Below are 17,600 nucleotides of genomic sequence, written 5' to 3'. Positions count from 1 at the left end.
GGAAGGGAAAGAGCCAAGAGAAGCTGCAACTCTGCCGGGGGGCCTATGCGCGCACCAATTTCTGTCATTATCCCGACGCTGAACGCGACGCCTAAGTTGCGGGAGACGATGCTGTCTCTGATGGAGGGGCTGGATGCCGGGCTTGTGCGGGAGTTGATCCTCACGGATGGCGGTTCCACCGATGGGGTGGAGAAAATGGCGGATTTCGTTGGTGCCGAGTTGGTGATCGGTGCGCCCGGACGCGGCGCGCAGCTCAGGCGTGGCGCAGCGGCGGCCCAAGGGGATTGGTTGCTGTTTCTTCATGCCGACACCTGGATGCCGGAGGGCTGGGCCGAGGCGACGGTGCAGCATCTCGCGAAATCCTATGACCGCGCGCTGGTCTACCGGCTGTCGTTTCGCGACGCCAAAGGCGCGGGGCCGAAAATGACCGCAGGCTGGGCCAATCTGCGCACGAAGCTGTTCGATCTGCCCTATGGCGATCAGGCGCTGTTGATCTCGCGCGAGCTTTACGACGAGATCGGCGGCTTTGCCGAGCTGCCTTTGATGGAAGACGTCGACATCGCCCGCCGCCTCAAGGGCAGGATCGCGCTTAGTCCTTTGCGCGTCCAAACAGACCCATCACGTTACCAAACATCCGGCTGGTGGCGGCAAGGAGCCCGGAACCTTTGGTGTCTTCTGCGTTATCGGTGCGGGGTCGCCCCAGAGCGCCTCGCACGGGGCTACCGTCCATAACCGTGCGCCCGTCGGCATATTGCAGGCGATAGAGATCGGCATAGAGACCGCCACGCGCGAGCAATTCATCATGGGTGCCTTCGTCCACCACGCGGCCCTTGTCCATCACCACGATCTTGTCGGCGTTACGAATGGTAGACAGGCGATGCGCGATCACCAAAGTGGTGCGGCCTTTCGACAGCTCTTCGAGCGCGTTTTGCACGATCTTCTCGGATTGCGCATCGAGCGCCGAGGTGGCTTCGTCCAAGAGCAACACAGGCCGGTTGCGCAACACGGCGCGGGCGATGGCGACGCGCTGACGCTGGCCGCCCGAGAGGCCCGATCCGCGCGGGCCGACGGGGGTGTCGAGGCCATGGTCCAGACGGCTGGCGAAATCCTCGACATGGGCGGCTTTGAGCGCGGCTTTCAGGCGTGCGTCATCGACTTCAGTGCCCATGAGCACGTTGTCCCGCAGGCTTTCGTCGAACAAAAGCGCATCTTGCGACACCACGGAATAGAGCCCGCGCAAATCCGTCAGGCCCAGTTTCGTGGTCGGCACGCCGCCAATGTTGATCTGGCCTTTGATCGGATCCGCGAGGCGCGTCATCAGATGGAAGAGCGTCGATTTCCCGGCGCCAGACGCCCCCACAAGCGCGGTGGTCTTGCCCGCTTCGGCGGTAAAGGTCGTGCCGCGCAACACGGGCGAGTCGGCATAGGCGAACTCCACATTCTCGAACCGGATGTCGGCCTTTGAGGCCGGCATGGGCAGGGAAACGGGTTTCGCGGGGCTGGTGATGTCCGGGCGTTCGTTGAAAATGGCATAGATGCGCTCCAAAGAGGCGCGCGCGGCCTGCCATGAGCCGGAGACATTGCCGAGACGGCGCAGGGGTTCGAAGACGACGGCCATGGCGGTGAAGAACGACATGAATTCGCCGACGGTCTTTGTGCCGTCGATGATCTGTTGCCCGCCGTAGAGAAGCACCCCGAAAAAGCCGAGACCTGCGACCAGGTCCATCAGCGCGGGAATGCCTGCCTGGCCCGCGTCAGAGCGAATCTGCGCGCTCACCAGATCGGAGATTTCATCCTCGAAGCGATCCGCCTCACGGCGCTCTGTGCCGGAAAGTTTGATCGTCGTTGCGCCGTGAAAAATCTCATCCAAACGGGTCGAAACGCGGGCGGAGGCGGCCCGGGCGCGGCGCGTTGTCCGGCGCACGAGGTTTTGCAGCACGGTGACAGGAACGGCCAAAAGCGGCGCGCCTGCTACGGCAATCAGGGTCCAGCGCCAATCGACAGAGATCGCCACGGCCAGTAGCGAGACCAGCATGATGACATCGCGGAAGGCGGCAGAAAGCACCGTGCTCCACACGCCCGCCGCAGCACCGCTGTCGCCACGGGTGCGTTCGATCAGCGTGCCCGGCGGGTTGTCCTGAAAGAACCGCCCGTCGAGTGTCAGCATATGCGCGACCAGATTGCCCTGAAGTTTGGCCGAGACCTTTTGGCCGACCCGCGACATGAGCACACGCTGACCAAAGGAGGCCAGAGCGCGCAAGGAAAAGACGCCGAAGACCGCGAAAGCGACCCAGAAGAGGGCGTTGGATTCGCCTGCGACCAGCACCTTGTCGAACATCGGTTCGATCAGGGAAGCGAAGACCCCCAACATGGCACCTTCGACCGACATGAGAATGAGGGCGATGATGACCAAGCCGATATGAGAGCTAAGATAGTCCCGCCACATCCAGCGGATCAGCACTTTCGACGGCGTCTCCGGGATGTGTTGCAGCCCGCGCCCTTTCGGTTTCGTGGCGTCCGTGGTGGGGGCGGTGGACGGGGGAGGCGTGCGCTTTGGCTCTGTCATGGGAAGGACCGCATTGTCTTGAACCTGCGGGCTTTTTCTCGGTCGTAACGGGTCAGGAACCAGTCACGGATCGGGATCGGCCCGTTTTCTTCCACGTCTTTTTCATAAAGCCGCAGGATGTAATCGAGAATGCCGGTTTTCGTGCTTTTGAGATGCATGAACCGCCAGGACAGCATTTTCTTAGCTTCCTGGACCGAGGCCCCTTCGCAATGCATGAGATAAAGTGCCGCCGCCATACCGGCCCGGTCAGCACCCGATTTGCAATGGATCACAAAGGGTTTTTCGAGCGAGGCCAGAATGTCGATCTGTTCGACATAATCCGCGCCTTTGAGCGCATTGCGGGCGCCAGCCTTTTTCGTGATGACAAGAGTGAGACCATGCGCTTCGCAAGCCTGCTTTTCGAGCAGGGTATAAGACACATCCTTGTCGCCTCTGAGCGACAGCACCGTTTTGATCCCCATCTTGGCATATTGGGCGATCCGACGCGGCGAGGGCTGGTTCGAACGCCATGCACCGGGTGCGAATTCATAGAGATTTGTCCAGAGCCCGCGTAGAAACGCGTGGTCGAACAGGTGGAAATGCCACATCGCCAGACGCCGGGTGCGCGGGGTCGTGACGTCATTGCCGAACTGACCGACCTCTGCGCGTTCAAGTTTCTTGAACCCTTTTTTAAGCGTTTTGAACATCCGGTCCATTCCCAAGAAAGATCGCGTCTCTTTAGCCGTCTTTGCGCATCGGAGCAAGCGAGGCGGGGCAGGTGTCATCCCTGCAAGGCCGATGTGCCATCAGATGCAATTGACGCAGGCGTGGCGCGGCGTTAGTCGAAAGAGCTTCACAGATTTTCGAGGTTTCTCATGTCTCTTGCCAACGGCCGTCATTATCTCGCCATTCCGGGTCCTTCCGTGATCCCCGATCCCGTGTTGCAGGCGATGCATCGCCCGGCGCCGAACATCTACACCGGCGAATTGGTCGAGCTGACCCACGGTCTGATCCCCGATCTCAAAACCATTGCCGGGACCTCTGGCCATGTGGCGCTTTATATCACCAATGGGCACGGTCTTTGGGAGGCCTCTCTCACCAATATGATTTCGCGCGGGGACAAAGTTCTGGTCTGTGTGACCGGCAATTTCGGCCATGGTTGGGCCGATGTCGCGGCGCGTCTGGGCGCCAATGTGGAAATTCTCGACTTTGGCAAACAGGCCCCGGTCGATCCCGCCCGCCTCGAAGCGGCTCTGAAAGCCGATACCGCACATGAGATCAAAGTGGTGCTTGCGACCCATGTCGACACCGCCACCTCCGTGCGCAACGACATCGCGTCGATCCGCATGGCCATCGACGCCGCCGGGCACCCAGCTGTCTTTGGGGTCGATTCCATCGCGTCTCTTGGCTGTGACCGGTTTGAAATGGACGCTTGGGGCGTCGATGTGATGATTGCCGCCTCGCAAAAGGGGCTGATGACGCCTCCGGGCATGGGCTTTGTCTGGTTCTCGGAAAAGGCCCGTCAGGAGGGGATGGGCAATGATCTGCGCACGCCCTATTGGGACTGGGAAACGCGGGCCAAACCGGTGCATCTTTACGAATATTTCGACGGCACGCCGCCGACGCATCACCTGTATGGCCTGCGTCAGGCCGTCACGATGATCTTGGACGAAGGTCTGGAAAACGTCTGGGCGCGGCATGAAACGCTGGCGCGAGCCTATTGGGCGGCTGTGGATACGTGGGGGCAGGGCGGTGAACTTCGTTTTAACATCGCTGATCCGGCTTACCGCTCACATGCTGTCTCGACGCTGCGCCTCGGGGCTGGCGACGGTACGCGTCTGCGCAATTGGTTGACCGAGCATCTCGGGATCACCTTGGGGATTTCTTTGGGCTTTGGCGACATCGGCTCGCCCGAGGCCGACGGCTATTTCCGCATCGGTCACATGGGCCACATCAACGCGCATATGGTGCTGGGCATCATTGGCGCGATGGAAACAGGGTTTGCGGCGCTGGATATTCCGCATGGCGAAGGCGGCTCTGTCGCAGCGGCCAAGCTCTTGGCCAGCCGAGTATAGTGAGGGGGCCTTCGGGCCCCTTTTTCTTCTCGTGTGACCTGCCCTTCCAGCATGTGAGGCGCAGGGCTTCGACCTCTCTCCCATGCGTTAACCTTAATCAGATTAATCTTAATGCGAGGTGAGGGGCCGTGGCGCAAAGCGTGGGTTGTTAGTCCAAATCCGCAAGCGCCAGAGGCAGACGCTCGGCGAAAATCTCGATCTCTTCGGGCAGCCCGACAGAGACGCGGATACAGCGATCCAATGGCGCCACACCCGGCATGCGGACGAAGACGCCACGGGCGTCGAGTGCTTTTACAAGCGCGCGGGCATAATCACCATCCCGCCCGCAATCCATCGTGACGAAATTGGTAGCTGACGGCAGTGGCGTCAAACCTGCCGATTGTGCGATTTGTACAAGTCTTTCGCGGCCCTGCGTGATGTTCTTGACGGTGTCAGCCAGATACTCCTGATCCTCAAGCGCCGCCAAAGACCCCGCCTGCGCCATCCGGTTTACGCCGAAATGGTTGCGGATTTTGTCAAAGCTCATGGCGATGTCACGATGCGCAATGCCATAGCCGACACGGGCGCCCGCCATGCCATAAGCCTTTGAAAACGTGCGGAAGCGGATCACGCGGGCGTTCGAAGTGTCGAGCGCTGGGCGGGTGTTCTCCGGGGCAAACTCGGTATAGGCCTCGTCCAAGATCATCAGACAACCTTCCGGCACGGCGTCGATCATCGCCTGCACGGTCTCTGCCGAATGCACCGATCCCATCGGATTGTTCGGATTGGACAAGTAAACCAGCTTGGCGCCGACCTGTTTTGCCATGGCGATCAGCGCCTCGGGGTCCTCAAAGTCGCCCTTGTAAGGTACAGTGTGCAGCACGCCGCCAAAGCCCGCGACATGGTAGTTGAACGTCGGATAAGACCCCGCAGAGGTGACCACCGCATCGCCCGCACCGACATAGAGCCGGACGAGATTGCCCAGAAGGCCGTCGATGCCTTCGCCGACGGTGATCTCATCTGCGTCAATGCCATGGTGCGCGGCCAAAGCCAGTCGCAAATTGCGATTTTCCGGTTCGCCATATTTCCAGACCCCGCTCAGACTGTCGGCCATCGCCTCCAAGGCCTTCGGAGAGGGTCCAAAGGACAGCTCATTGGCCCCCAGACGGGCGTCAAAGGCCGTGCCACGCAGCTCTTCCATGCGCTCTGGCGCGACGAAAGGCACGGTGGCGGGCAGGGATTGGGCGAGCGGGGTTTGGCGTGCGTCTGTCATACCGGCTTCCTGCCCCAAAGCGCGGGGGCGCGCAAGCGCCGCAACGTCAGACATGACGGATTTGCGCGTGTTGATAATGTGGGCGCAGGAGGACCCGCCATGACCGTCACACTCGAGATCAAAGACCACATCGCCCATCTGACCCTCAATCGTCCAGACAAAATGAATGCGGTGACCGAAGGCATGATTGCCGATCTTCTGGCGCATGTGGCGGAGATTGCCGTCTCAAACGCCCGTGTCGTTTTGCTCTCGGGCACGGGCAAGGCCTTTTGCGCGGGGCTTGATACGTCGAATTTCCAACGCTTCCTGTCCGAGGATTTGGATCAACTCGTGATGGAGCGCACCCATGGCGATTGTAACGCGTTTCAGGCCTTCTCTCTCGCGCTTTACGACCTGCCGATTCCGGTGATTGCCGCGATCCATGGTCCCTGTTTCGGCGCGGGGATGCAACTGGCCATTGCCGCCGACATGCGTATCGCGTCACCCGAAGCTCACCTGTCGATCATGGAGATGAAATGGGGGCTGATCCCGGACATGGGGGGCATGGTGCTGTTTCCGCGCATGTTGCGCTCCGATGTGTTGCGGCTGCTGACCTACACGAATGACATCGTACCTGCCGACCGCGCGATAGAATTGGGGCTTGTCACCGAAGTGGCCGAAGACGCTCATACGCGCGCCTTGGAGATCGCCACCACCATTGCCGGCAAAAGCCCGTCGGCCATCCGGGCGGCCAAGCGGTTAATCGACACGGCAGAGACCTCGCAAGATCGTGCGCATATCCTCATGGAGGAAAGCCGCGAACAGCGGGCGTTGATTGGTACGAAAGACCAGATGGAGAGCGTCATGGCACAAATGCAGGGCCGCGCAGCCCATTACGACTGAGCCCCGTGTTTCCTTTGCTGCTCTAAATACTCAAAAGGCCCGCCGGTGTGGCGAGCCTTTCATGAGTATTTTTACCAAGAAAAAGATCAGGCGATCTCGGAAAGACGCGCGAGTGCGGCCTTGAGTTTGCCCTCTTCCTCTTCGCGGGCGCTCAGGTTTTCCTGCGCCTCGGCGACGACCTCTTCAGGCGCGCTTTCGACGAATTTCGGGTTGTTCAACCGACCGCGCAACCCGCCCAGTTCCTTGGCCAATTTGCCCAGAGCTTTTTCCAGACGGGCCTTTTCCTCGGCGATGTCGATCACGCCTTCAAGCGGCAGGGCGAAGGTGCCGCCCGCCACAGAAATCGTGATCGCGCCTTTGGGCATTGCACCTTCGGAGAGGCTGTCGAGGCGCGCCAGTTTCATGATCATCGCTTCGTTGTTGGCCCAGGCGGTTTTGCCCGCCTCGTTCAGCTCGACCTGCACCATCGGGATTTTGAGACCCGCAGGGACGTGCACCTCTGCGCGCGAGGACCGGATGCTCTCGATGAGATCAATCACCCAGTTCATTTCCGCGTCGGCCTCCGCGTCGATCAGATCGGAAGACAGCTCCGGCCAGTCGGTCAGCGCAAGCATGCCACGGCCCGGTTTGATCGTGTCCCAAAGCTCTTCGGTGATGAAGGGCATGATCGGGTGCAGCATGACGAGCGCCTGATCGAGGACCCAGCCCATGGTCTGACGGGTCTCGGCTTTCGTTGCCTCATCGCCATCGTAGAACAGCGGTTTCGACAGTTCGACATACCAGTCACAGAGCTTGCCCCAGACAAAGGCATAGAGCGCGTTTGCGGCGTCGTTGAACCGGTACTCCTCAAAAGCGGTATTGACCTCGGCTAGCACCTTGGCGGTTTCGCCGATGATCCATTTGTTGACGGTCGCGCTGGGCGTCGGGATGACACCCGGCTCGTAGGCCTCAAACACCTCGTTCATCTCGGCAAAGCGCGCGGCGTTCCAGATCTTCGTGGTGAAGTTCCGGTAGCCTTTGATGCGGTCGACGGAGAGTTTCAGCACGCCGCCGATGGAGGCCATGGAGGCATTGGTAAAGCGCAGCGCATCGGCGCCGTATTCGTCGATGATCTCCAGCGGGTCGATGACGTTGCCGGTGGTTTTCGACATCTTTTTGCCCTTCTCGTCGCGGACGAGCTGGTGCAGGTAGATGGTGTGGAACGGGATGTCGTCCACGACCGCCAGTTGCATCATCATCATCCGGGCGACCCAGAAGAACAGGATGTCAAAGCCCGTGACCAGCACATCGGTTGGGAAATATTTCGACGTGCTCTCATCCCAGTTGGGCCAGCCGAGCGTGCCGATCGGCCAGAGGCCCGAGGAGAACCAAGTGTCGAGAACGTCCGGGTCACGCCACACCGGGTAGACCAGTTTGGTCGGGTCTTGGGTGACGTTATATTGTGCGAGGCCCTCGGCGAAGGCTTCGATGCCTTCCTGACGATCTGCGACCTCGACGACGCGGCAATGGTTCAGCGGGGTCGGCAGGTCGGCCATATCGGCGAAGAATTTCGCATGCACGGCGTCTAAATCGGAGGCGCAGTGATGGACGGAACCGGCGTGCAACATGCCGCCCTGGGTCAGAAGGCGCATCAGTTCGACTTCGTCCAGAGCGCCATCGCCCTCGTCGTCTTTGAAGTTCGGAGCGGACAGATCGAGCCCGTACCAGACGGGGATTTGATGCCCCCACCAAAGCTGGCGCGAAATGCACCAAGGCTCGATGTTTTCAAGCCAGTGGTAATAAGTCTTCTCGCCCGATTCCGGCATGATCTTGGTCCGGCCGGAGCGCACGGCGTCCAGCGCGGGGCCGACAACTTTTTCGGCGTCCACATACCATTGGTCGGTCAGCATCGGCTCGATCACGACTTTGGAGCGGTCGCCAAAGGGCTGCATGATCGGTTTGTCTTCGACGTAGGGGACGGTCTCGGTCACCTCGGACTCATTGCCGTCCTCGTCTTTGACGGTCTTGGTCACCGTGGTCATCACGGCGAGGCCTTCACCGTTGATCTCGGACACAACGGCCTTGCGCGCCTCAAAACGGTCGAGCCCACGCAGGTGATCGGGGACAAGGTTGATCGTATCGACTTCGGCCTCGGTAAACGGTTTGCCCGCGAGGATTTCAGCGGCCAGAATGGCGCTGTCCTCATAGGACAACCCGTCGGCCCGCATCGCGCCTTTGGTGTCCATCAGGCGATACATCGGTAGGCCGCCACGTTTCGCAACCTGATAGTCGTTGAAATCATGCGCGCCGGTGATTTTCACCGCACCGGAGCCGAAGTTCATATCCGGGTATTCATCGGTGATGATCGGGATCAGGCGGCGATGCTCTTTCGGCCCGACCGGGATTTCACAGAGCTTGCCCACGATGGGCGCGTAACGCGCGTCATCCGGGTGCACCGCGACGGCACCATCGCCCAGCATGGTCTCGGGCCGGGTCGTGGCAATGGAGATGTAGTCGCGCTCTTCCGAGAACACGACGTTGCCGTCTTCATCTTTTTCGACATAGGTGTAGGTTTCGCCGCCCGCGAGCGGGTATTTGAAGTGCCACATATGGCCCGCGACTTCGATGTTCTCGACTTCGAGATCCGAGATCGCCGTTTCGAAATGCGGGTCCCAGTTCACAAGCCGTTTGCCGCGATAAATCAAACCCTTGTCGTACATATCGACAAAGACCTTGATCACCGCGTCATGGAAATTCGGGCTGTTTTCATGGCCGATGCGCGGATCACCCGGCGCGCCGGCCATGGTGAAGGCGTTGCGCGACCAGTCACAGGACGAGCCGAGGCGCTTGAGCTGGTTGATGATCGTGGCGCCATATTGACCTTTCCACTCCCAAACCTTCTCGATGAAGGCGTCGCGGCCCAGTTCGGCGCGCGACGGCTGGCCGGTTTTGGCTAGCTCTTTTTCGACCATCAACTGTGTCGCGATGCCCGCATGGTCCTGACCCGGCTGCCAGAGCGTGTCAAAGCCGCGCATCCGGTGCCAGCGCACCAAAATATCCTGAATGGTGTTGTTGAACGCGTGTCCGACATGCAAAGCGCCCGTCACATTGGGCGGCGGGATCATGATGGTAAAGGTCTCGTCGCGGCTCTTGTTGGCCCCGGCCTTGAAGGCGCCCGCCTTTTCCCATTCCGCATAGATGCGGGCTTCCGCCTCATGTGCGTCGAATGTCTTTTCCATAGCCATTTTATGTCTCGCTCAGTCGGATTTCGTTCGGTTCTTTTCGTCCCGGGGTGTTTAGCCTGTGCGCGGATGAAGGAAAAGGGCGAAAGACCGGAGGGGCGGCGGCGAGAAAGCGTCGCAGGCGGGCGAAATTTGACCTGATGTTAACGGCTGTCGTGCAAACAGCTCCTCGGAAGAAGAGAGGAGAGCCCCATGAGCGGGACGCCATCGCGTTTAGAGAGACTGGCCGACCGGATGAGCCGCAGTGCCTGGCACAATGGCGTGGCCTTGTCGCTTTATGATCGTGAAACCGGGCGGGAAACCCATGTCGGCGGCGGCGCGTTGGACAAGCGCACGCCCTATTTCGCGACGGGGGTGACCAAACTCTTTGTGACGGCGATCCTCTTGCAGCTCTGCGAAGAGGAGAAAATCGACCTCGATGCGCCTTTTCTGCGTTACATCGGGGATCGGACGCCGTTTCTGGATTTGCACGTGAAAGAGGGCGTGGATCGCACCGATCAGGTCACGATCAAGCATCTGATGTCGCACACCTCCGGATTTGGCGATCATTTTCTTCTGAAATATCAGGCGCGTGCGCTCAAGCATCAGGTCGCCGAAGGGGTCGATAGCTCCTGGGGTTTCGAGGATGTGTTGCTGCGCGCCCGCTCGCACGGCGCTGTTTTCGCACCTGGGGAAGGCACGCGGGCCAGCTACACCGACACGAATTTTCACATCCTCGGGCGTGTGATCGAAGAGATCGAGGGCATGAGCTTTGCCCGCGCCGTGCAAACCCGCATTGCGGACCGGCTCGGGCTTCGGGCGACCTATGTCTATTGCGATCCTTCCGATCATCGTCCCGTAGACCCGATGTCGCGAAGACGTGAAATCCATGTGCCGCGCAGCCTGGCGTCATTTCAGGCCGATGGCGGCATCGTGACGACCTCGCGCGAGTCTATGGTCTTCGCGCGTGGCTTTTTCGAGGGCTATCTTTTCGACAAACGGGTCTTGCCACGGCTTTATAGCTGGCGGCCCATCGTGTTTTCGGCGGAATATGGCGCGGGACTGATGCATATGCAGGTGCCCAGGTGGATGACCGTGCCCTATCGGCTCAGGTATTGTCTTTTGGACCTGTTCCGTGCGCCGCCGCGTCTGATCGGCCATATCGGACGAGGCTCTGTCTGTTTCTATGCGCCCGATGAGGGGGTCTATGTCGCGGGGACGGTCAATCAGCTCAACGATCCGGCGCGCGGGTTGGTGTTTGCCATGCGTGGGGTTGAAGAGGTGGCTGGGCGTATCCGTTCGCAACAGATGCGTGACGCGCGCTTGCATCCCATGCAAAACACGCCTGCCGCGCCGCGCCACTGATCGAGGTTCAAAGCGCGATCAAATGGAGCGGTCGAATTTCACCGAGAGATGGATGAGGCTTTCGATGTCCTGCACGCCGGTGATGCCGTTGATCTGATCGAGAGTCTGGTCGATCTCTTCTGTTGTCTCGCAGGAGATTTGCGCAATCAGATCGACGCGCCCGGTCGAGGTCGCGACCATCTCCACCTCCGGCAATGCCTTGAGTTTCGTCACCACCGAGGCCGAGGTGCGGGGTTCGACCTGAATGAGCACCGTGGCCTTGATCCGCCGTGCCAGCGCCACATCGCCAAGTTTGATCGTATAGCCCGCGATGATGCCGGTGGTCTCCAACCGTTCAAGTCGCGCCTGCACGGTCGAGCGCGCCACTTTGAACCGGCGCGCGAGTCGCGACACGGAGGTCGAGGAATCGGCGGCCAGTGCCATCAGAATCTTGTTGTCGAGATCGTCCAAAATCATCTCCCAAAGCGTACGAGGCGGGCCGGAAAGCCTGTCAAATCTGCACTATGTCAGTTTGACCGATATTTTCGTCAAAATGACCGGCATAATGCATGATTTTACCCTTTCGAACGGCAAAATCAACACGCATATAGCGATCATTGATTTACAGGATCAAAGGGCGGTCGAGACCCCCGGGAGAACCCGGACGACCTGCACCTGGCCTGGTTCGGATAACCGCGTAAGCGCAATCCCAACCGGACTATTCCCGGGCAAGATGTGGCTGCGCTCTGTTGGTAAAGGACGACACCAATGGGGCTCTCTAAAACCATCTGGGCAACGCCCAGCGAATTCCTGCGCACTCATGCTCCCGAGCATCCGGTGCTGTTCTTCTCTCCCTCGATCCTGCAAGCGACCGCGCGTCGTTTTCTGAAAGGATTTCCGGGGCTTGTGACCTATGCGGTCAAATCCAACCCGGATGAAGGTGTGCTCGCCAACCTCGTCGCCGCTGGTGTCAAAGGGTTCGACGTGGCCTCGCCCGTCGAGATGGACACCATTGCCCGCATCGCGCCCGGCGCGGCCATGCATTACAACAACCCGGTGCGGTCGCGCACCGAGATCCTGCACGCCGTCAAAATGGGCGTGAAATCCTACTCCGTGGACAGCCACTCCGAGCTGGTGAAACTCGGTGAATTGGTGCCCGCCGACGGTGTCGAGATTTCCGTGCGCTTCAAACTGCCGGTCGAGGGCGCAGCCTACAACTTTGGCGCCAAATTCGGGGCGACCGTTGATCTGGCCGCCGAGCTGCTGCTTCTTGCCTCGCAACTGGGCTTCACGCCGTCTTTGACCTTCCACCCGGGCACGCAGTGCACCGACCCGCACGCATGGGACAAATACATCCGCGCCGCCGCCGAGATCGCCCGCATGGCCGACGTCAAAATCGCGCGTTTGAACGTGGGCGGCGGCTTCCCGTCGCACCGCCTGAACGAAGTCGTGCCGCAGCTTGAGCCGACCTTTGACCTCATCGGTCGTGTGGCCGCTGAAGCCTTTGGCGACGACATGCCGGCGCTCGTTTGTGAGCCGGGCCGTGGGCTTGTGGCGGAGAGCTACTCCCTCGTGACCCGCGTCAAAGCGATCCGTGACGATGCGCATGTGTTCCTGAACGATGGCGTCTACGGTGGCCTGTCTGAACTGCACCTCGTCGGTGTGATCGACCGCATCGGCGTGTTCGGCCCGCAAGGTATCAAACGCGAGGGCGAGACCGTGAACCGGACTGTGTTTGGCCCGACCTGCGACAGCCTCGACAAACTGCCGTCCGAGCTGGCTTTCCCGGTGACGATGGAAGAGGAAGATCACGTGATCTTCTACGGCCTCGGCGCCTACTCCTTGGCGACCGCGACGAAGTTCAATGGCTTCGGTCAGATCACCGTGGAAACCGTGCACCGTCATTTGTGATCGGGCTTTTTTGAGATACGCCTGAGAGTCGTTCCTCATGCGAAACCCCTCCTCGAAAACCGGGGAGGGGATTTTTAGCGATTCTATGGTAACTCTCCGGAATGGAAGAGAGAAAAAGCCTCATCGGCCGTCTTGGCCCCCTGTTCAAATTCCGCAAACGCGTCCGCACTTCGGGTGGGCATCATTCGCGTGGGCCTTTGAGCCATGTGATCTTGATGGATGGCACCTTGTCCTCTCTGAAACCCGGTTTGGAAACCAACGCGGGGCTGGCCTATAAACTCTGTTCCGAAGAGGCGCAGGCGGCGAATATGCTGGTGCGCTATGAGGCGGGCATTCAGTGGGTCGATTGGCGCGACACGCGCGATGTGATCGAAGGCCGAGGAATCAATCAGCAAATCCGGCGCGTCTACGGCGCGCTCGCGTCACGCTACCGACCCGGCGACAAGATTTACCTCTTCGGCTATTCGCGCGGCGCCTATGCGGTGCGCTCGCTGTCGGGGTTCATCGACATGATCGGGCTGTTGCGCGCTGAAGAGGCGACCGAGCGCAACATCCGCGACGCCTACCGGCATTATCAAATGGCGCCCCACGCCCGCGCAGCGCAGGCGTTTAAAGAGACCCATTGCCACGACAAGGTCGAGATCGAATTCTTAGGCGTCTGGGACACGGTGGCGGCGCTGGGCCTGCATATGCCCTTGGTTTGGCGCTATTCTTCGGTGTTTCATGAGTTTCACAACCAAGAACCCGCGCGCTGCGTCAAAGCGGTCTATCACGCGCTGGCCTATCACGAGCGCCGCCGCGCTTATGCGCCAGTGCTGTTCGACAGCCCCGATGCTCCGCCTGTGTTCAATGGGCGCAAGCAGGTGCTACAACAAATGTGGTTCCCCGGCACCCATGGCGATGTCGGCGGGCAATTGTCGGGCTACAACCCGGAGCGGCGGCTTTCGAACGCTGCGCTGGTCTGGATGCTCGACAAGGCGGAGCAGGCGGGGCTGGAGCTGCCTCAGGGCTGGCGGATGCGTTATCTGGCGGACCCGCATGGGCCATCGATCGGTCTCAATCGCGGCTGGGGCAAGTTCTTTTGGCTGCGTGACAGGCGTGTGGTGGGGCAGGACCCATCAGAGATCCTGCACCCGGCTTTGAAGTCAGAGATCGCGCCTTAAATCACGCCCAGATTGGCGCAGACCGCCTTGGTCAGGGTCGGGCGGTTCAGCGTGTAGAAATGCAAATCCTCGATGCCTTCGGCCAACAACTTTTCGCAAAGCTTGGTGCAGAGATCGATGGACAGTTGGTGGTGGTCCGATGAGTGTTCAAAGGCCGCCTCATAGCTGATCGGGATCGGCGTGCCGCAGGAAGCGGCGAATCTCTGGATGCCTTTCCAGCCGGTGATCGGCAGGATGCCGGGGATCAATTGTCCGGTGATGCCCGCGCGATCACACCGGTCACGGAAGCGGAAAAAGTTTTCCGGCTCAAAGAAGAACTGCGTGATGGCGGAATCGGCACCCGCCTCGAATTTCTGTTTCAGCCAGGAGACATCCGCGTTCTCATCCGCGGCCTCGGGGTGCGGGTCCGGGTAGGCGCCAACGCGGATTTTGAAATCGCCGGTCTCTTTCAGGGCTGAGATCAGCTCGACAGAGTTGGAAAAGCCACCCTCGGCGGGGGTGAATTTGCCCGCGCCTTTCGGCGGATCGCCCCGCAGGGCGACGATTTCATTCACGCCGACCTCTTTGTAACTCTTTGCAATCGCAAGTGTTTCTTCCTTGGTGGCGTTCACGCAGGTCAGGTGGGCGGCGACGTTCCAGCCGTATTCCTTGTTGAGTAGCGAGACCGCATCATGGGTCAATTCCCGCGTGGTGCCGCCCGCGCCATAGGTCACGGAGACAAACGTAGGGTCCATGCCCTGAAACGCCTCGACGGTTTCGAACAGGCTGAAACAGGCCTGGATATTCTTCGGCGGGAAGAATTCGAAAGAGATATTGGGCGCTTTGGTCATAATCTTATCCTTGGTCTTTTGCCGTCTTGTGTCATGCCTCGCCATGTGAGACAAATTCATAATTCTCAAGAACAACATGAGCGTTACTCAAGATGCATCTCGAATTTCGCCACCTGCGGACGATCAAGGCCATCTATCAGGAGGGCGGCTTGGCGCGCGCGGCCGAGCGTTTGAACATCACGCAATCCGCGCTGAGCCACCAGGTCAAGGGGCTCGAAGATCAGGCTGGGGTGGAGTTGTTCGTGCGCCGCTCGAAACCGCTCAAGCTCTCGGCGGCGGGGATGCGGTTGTTGGCCTTGGCCGAGGATGTGCTGCCCAAGGTCGAAGCGCTCGAAGACGAGTTTCGCGGCATCGAGGCGGGCACCTTGGGACGGCTTCACATCGCGATGGAATGCCACGCCTGTTTCGACTGGCTCTTTCCGGTGCTGCATCAATTCCGCGAGGCCTGGCCTGAGGTGGACATTGACATCCGCCAACGCCTCGCTTTCGGCGCGCTTCCGGCGCTGGAGCGCGAAGAGGTGGATTTCGTCATCTCCTCAGACCCAGAGGAGATCAAGGGGATCACTTTTGTGCCGCTCTTCGACTATGCCCCGATGTGTGCGATGTCGTCGAAATCGCCACTGACGGAGAAGGCCTATGTCGAGGCGGAGGATTTTCGCGATCAGACGCTGATCACCTATCCGATGGACCGCACGCGGCTCGATGTGTTCAAGAATTTGCTGATCCCGGCGGGGGTTGAGCCGCAGCAACAGCGTAAGGTCGAGCTGACCGATGTCATCCTCATGCTGGTGGCGGCCGGTCGGGGCGTGGCGGTGCTGCCCGATTGGGTGATGCGCGACATTCGCAATATGCCGGATTACGCCGTGCGTCCGCTGACCGCGAAGGGCGTCAAGCGGACGATGTATGCGGCTGTGCGGGACACGGATTTAGAAAAACCCTATATGGTCCATGTGTTGCGCATCGCAAAGGCCGAGGCGATGAAACTCAGAGGCGCTTGATCACCGTTTCAGGAGCGTCTCGAAGGTGCCGAAAATCATGCGCTGGCCGTCAAAAGGCATGTCCGCCCCCATCTCGGCAAAGCGCGGATCGGTTTCCATCGCTTCCATACAGGCCATGGCTTTCTCCGCATCGGGCCATTCGATGAAGGACACGACCACGGTCTCATCGTCTTTCAGTTGAACCGCCATGGGCAGGGAGGTCACCTCGCCCGGCGGCACCATGCTGCCCCAGCCTTCGAACAATTGCAGCGCACCGTATTCCATGAAGAGCGGGGCCATGGTTTCGGCCACGGTTTTATACTGGTCGCGATGGGCCGTGGGCACGGGGATGACGGCGATTTGGAAATAGGACATGGTGAACCTCAGCCTGTGTACTCGTTATGATTTCCGTGCAACGGTACCACGGCTGTGCTGAAATTCGACCGTTTTCTGGCGTCTCGAATGGGATCGGCGGAAAATAGGGGCGTCGCAAAACCGCATCAGCACATTTCTTTGCCCGCAAACCCTTGGCAGACTGGGTTTGGCGGCGTATACGCCCGGTCTGAACATCTTACACATCTACGCCCCGGAGCCCGGACCCATGCAAGGCAGTGCCAATCTCAACGTCATGATCAAAGCTGCGCGCGCCGCAGGTCGTTCGCTGGTGAAAGACTTCCGCGAGGTCGAGAACCTTCAGGTGTCTTCGAAAGGCGCGGGCGATTTTGTGTCCAAGGCCGACATCCGCGCCGAAGAGATCATCCGCGACATGCTGATGGAGGCGCGCCCGAACTACGGTTGGACCGGCGAAGAGAGCAAATCCGTTGAGGGCAAAGACCCGACGCGCCGCTGGATCGTCGATCCGCTCGATGGCACGACGAACTTCCTGCACGGCCTGCCGCATTGGGCGGTGTCGATTGCTCTGGAGCATAAAGGCGAGATCGTCTCCGGTGTTGTCTTCGACCCGGCCAAGGGCGAGCTGTTCTGGGCGGAAAAAGGCAATGGCGCCTGGATGAACGATATGCGCATCCGCGTGTCCGGTCGCACGAAGATGATCGAGTCGATCTTTGCCACCGGCCTGCCGTTTGGCGGTCGTGCCGATCTGCCGGAAACGCTGCGCGATTTGGCGCGGCTTTTGCCCGCCACCGCCGGTGTGCGTCGTTGGGGCGCGGCCGCGCTCGATCTCGCCTATGTGGCAGCAGGGCGTTACGACGGGTTCTGGGAACGTCGCCTCAATGCTTGGGATATGGCCGCAGGTGTGCTTTTGGTGAAAGAGGCCGGCGGTTTCGTCGAGGCGCTTCACCCGGAGGACAATCCGGTCGACAGCGGCGAAGTGATCTGTGGCAACGAGGCGCTGTTCGAGCGTTTCGCAGCGGTGATCCGTTCCGCCTGAGACGCCTCTGGCGGACAGATATCACATGAGA

General features: G+C 60.1%; 14 protein-coding genes and 1 pseudogene. 8 read left to right on the top strand and 7 right to left on the bottom strand.

All coding sequences use genetic code 11. The annotated features are described in order from the left end of the window. Window positions 1-45 precede the first annotated feature (45 nt). Window positions 46-663: pseudogene (locus ACN0X0_RS13095) on the top strand (glycosyltransferase); the annotation flags it as partial. Here the strand turns inward: ACN0X0_RS13095 and ACN0X0_RS13090 are convergent. Continuing rightward, the gene (locus tag ACN0X0_RS13090; protein WP_417279510.1) at window positions 590-2,566 is read right to left on the bottom strand and encodes an ABC transporter ATP-binding protein; all 1,977 of its coding nucleotides are present in this window, start codon (window positions 2,564-2,566) and stop codon (window positions 590-592) included. The pseudogene ACN0X0_RS13095 and the gene ACN0X0_RS13090 overlap by 74 nt on opposite strands. Next, window positions 2,563-3,252 (bottom strand): tyrosine-protein phosphatase, encoded by a 690-nt coding sequence (locus tag ACN0X0_RS13085; protein ID WP_417279509.1) that lies wholly within the window; start codon window positions 3,250-3,252, stop codon window positions 2,563-2,565. The genes ACN0X0_RS13090 and ACN0X0_RS13085 overlap by 4 nt, the downstream gene beginning before the upstream one ends. Window positions 3,253-3,420: 168 nt before the next feature. On the opposite strand from ACN0X0_RS13085, the gene ACN0X0_RS13080 reads away from it, so the two are divergent. Then, the gene (locus tag ACN0X0_RS13080; RefSeq protein ID WP_417279508.1) at window positions 3,421-4,620 is read left to right on the top strand and encodes a pyridoxal-phosphate-dependent aminotransferase family protein; all 1,200 of its coding nucleotides are present in this window, start codon (window positions 3,421-3,423) and stop codon (window positions 4,618-4,620) included. A gap of 148 nt (window positions 4,621-4,768) precedes the next feature. On the opposite strand, the gene ACN0X0_RS13075 is transcribed toward ACN0X0_RS13080, so the two are convergent. Beyond that, entirely contained in the window at window positions 4,769-5,872 is a 1,104-nt protein-coding gene (locus tag ACN0X0_RS13075) for a pyridoxal phosphate-dependent aminotransferase (RefSeq protein ID WP_417279507.1), read from the bottom strand. A gap of 99 nt (window positions 5,873-5,971) precedes the next feature. Between ACN0X0_RS13075 and ACN0X0_RS13070 the strand changes: the two genes are divergently transcribed. Beyond that, window positions 5,972-6,754 (top strand): crotonase/enoyl-CoA hydratase family protein, encoded by a 783-nt coding sequence (locus tag ACN0X0_RS13070; protein ID WP_417279506.1) that lies wholly within the window; start codon window positions 5,972-5,974, stop codon window positions 6,752-6,754. 86 nt (window positions 6,755-6,840) lie between these two features. Here the strand turns inward: ACN0X0_RS13070 and ACN0X0_RS13065 are convergent, their stop codons facing one another. Continuing rightward, window positions 6,841-9,978 carry a valine--tRNA ligase gene (locus ACN0X0_RS13065; RefSeq protein WP_417279505.1) on the bottom strand — a complete coding sequence of 1,046 codons (3,138 nt, stop codon included), beginning with the start codon at window positions 9,976-9,978 and terminating at the stop codon, window positions 6,841-6,843. A 189-nt stretch (window positions 9,979-10,167) separates the two neighbouring features. Between ACN0X0_RS13065 and ACN0X0_RS13060 the strand changes: the two genes are divergently transcribed. Further along, window positions 10,168-11,319, top strand: coding sequence for a serine hydrolase domain-containing protein (locus tag ACN0X0_RS13060; RefSeq protein WP_417279504.1), 1,152 nt, complete (start codon window positions 10,168-10,170; stop codon window positions 11,317-11,319). 18 nt (window positions 11,320-11,337) lie between these two features. Here ACN0X0_RS13060 and ACN0X0_RS13055 read toward each other — a convergent pair whose 3' ends face one another. After that, window positions 11,338-11,769 carry an Lrp/AsnC family transcriptional regulator gene (locus tag ACN0X0_RS13055; RefSeq protein ID WP_226553006.1) on the bottom strand — a complete coding sequence of 144 codons (432 nt, stop codon included), beginning with the start codon at window positions 11,767-11,769 and terminating at the stop codon, window positions 11,338-11,340. A 297-nt stretch (window positions 11,770-12,066) separates the two neighbouring features. On the opposite strand from ACN0X0_RS13055, the gene ACN0X0_RS13050 reads away from it, so the two are divergent. Continuing rightward, entirely contained in the window at window positions 12,067-13,209 is a 1,143-nt protein-coding gene (locus ACN0X0_RS13050; protein ID WP_417279503.1) for a type III PLP-dependent enzyme, read from the top strand. 101 nt (window positions 13,210-13,310) lie between these two features. Next, window positions 13,311-14,372 (top strand): DUF2235 domain-containing protein, encoded by a 1,062-nt coding sequence (locus ACN0X0_RS13045; RefSeq protein ID WP_417279502.1) that lies wholly within the window; start codon window positions 13,311-13,313, stop codon window positions 14,370-14,372. Here ACN0X0_RS13045 and metF read toward each other — a convergent pair. Then, complete coding sequence (gene metF / locus ACN0X0_RS13040) at window positions 14,369-15,202, bottom strand: methylenetetrahydrofolate reductase [NAD(P)H] (protein ID WP_417279501.1); 834 nt, start codon at window positions 15,200-15,202, stop codon at window positions 14,369-14,371. The two genes, ACN0X0_RS13045 and metF, sit on opposite strands and share 4 nt — an antisense overlap. A 92-nt stretch (window positions 15,203-15,294) precedes the next feature. Here metF and ACN0X0_RS13035 point away from each other — a divergent pair, with 92 nt between their 5' ends. Next, window positions 15,295-16,200, top strand: a complete 906-nt coding sequence (locus tag ACN0X0_RS13035; RefSeq protein ID WP_417279500.1) for a LysR family transcriptional regulator — start codon at window positions 15,295-15,297, stop codon at window positions 16,198-16,200. On the opposite strand, the gene ACN0X0_RS13030 is transcribed toward ACN0X0_RS13035, so the two are convergent. Beyond that, window positions 16,201-16,554, bottom strand: coding sequence for a DUF1428 domain-containing protein (locus ACN0X0_RS13030; RefSeq protein WP_417262209.1), 354 nt, complete (start codon window positions 16,552-16,554; stop codon window positions 16,201-16,203). 226 nt (window positions 16,555-16,780) lie between these two features. Between ACN0X0_RS13030 and ACN0X0_RS13025 the strand changes: the two genes are divergently transcribed. Then, the gene (locus ACN0X0_RS13025) at window positions 16,781-17,569 is read left to right on the top strand and encodes an inositol monophosphatase family protein (RefSeq protein ID WP_417279499.1); all 789 of its coding nucleotides are present in this window, start codon (window positions 16,781-16,783) and stop codon (window positions 17,567-17,569) included. Window positions 17,570-17,600: the final 31 nt, after the last annotated feature.

The sequence above is a fragment of the Celeribacter sp. genome (assembly GCF_048270365.1).
GTDB lineage: Bacteria > Pseudomonadota > Alphaproteobacteria > Rhodobacterales > Rhodobacteraceae > Celeribacter.
The sequence above is the reverse complement of the archived record's forward strand: the minus strand, read 5'-3'. Positions and strand labels throughout refer to the sequence as shown.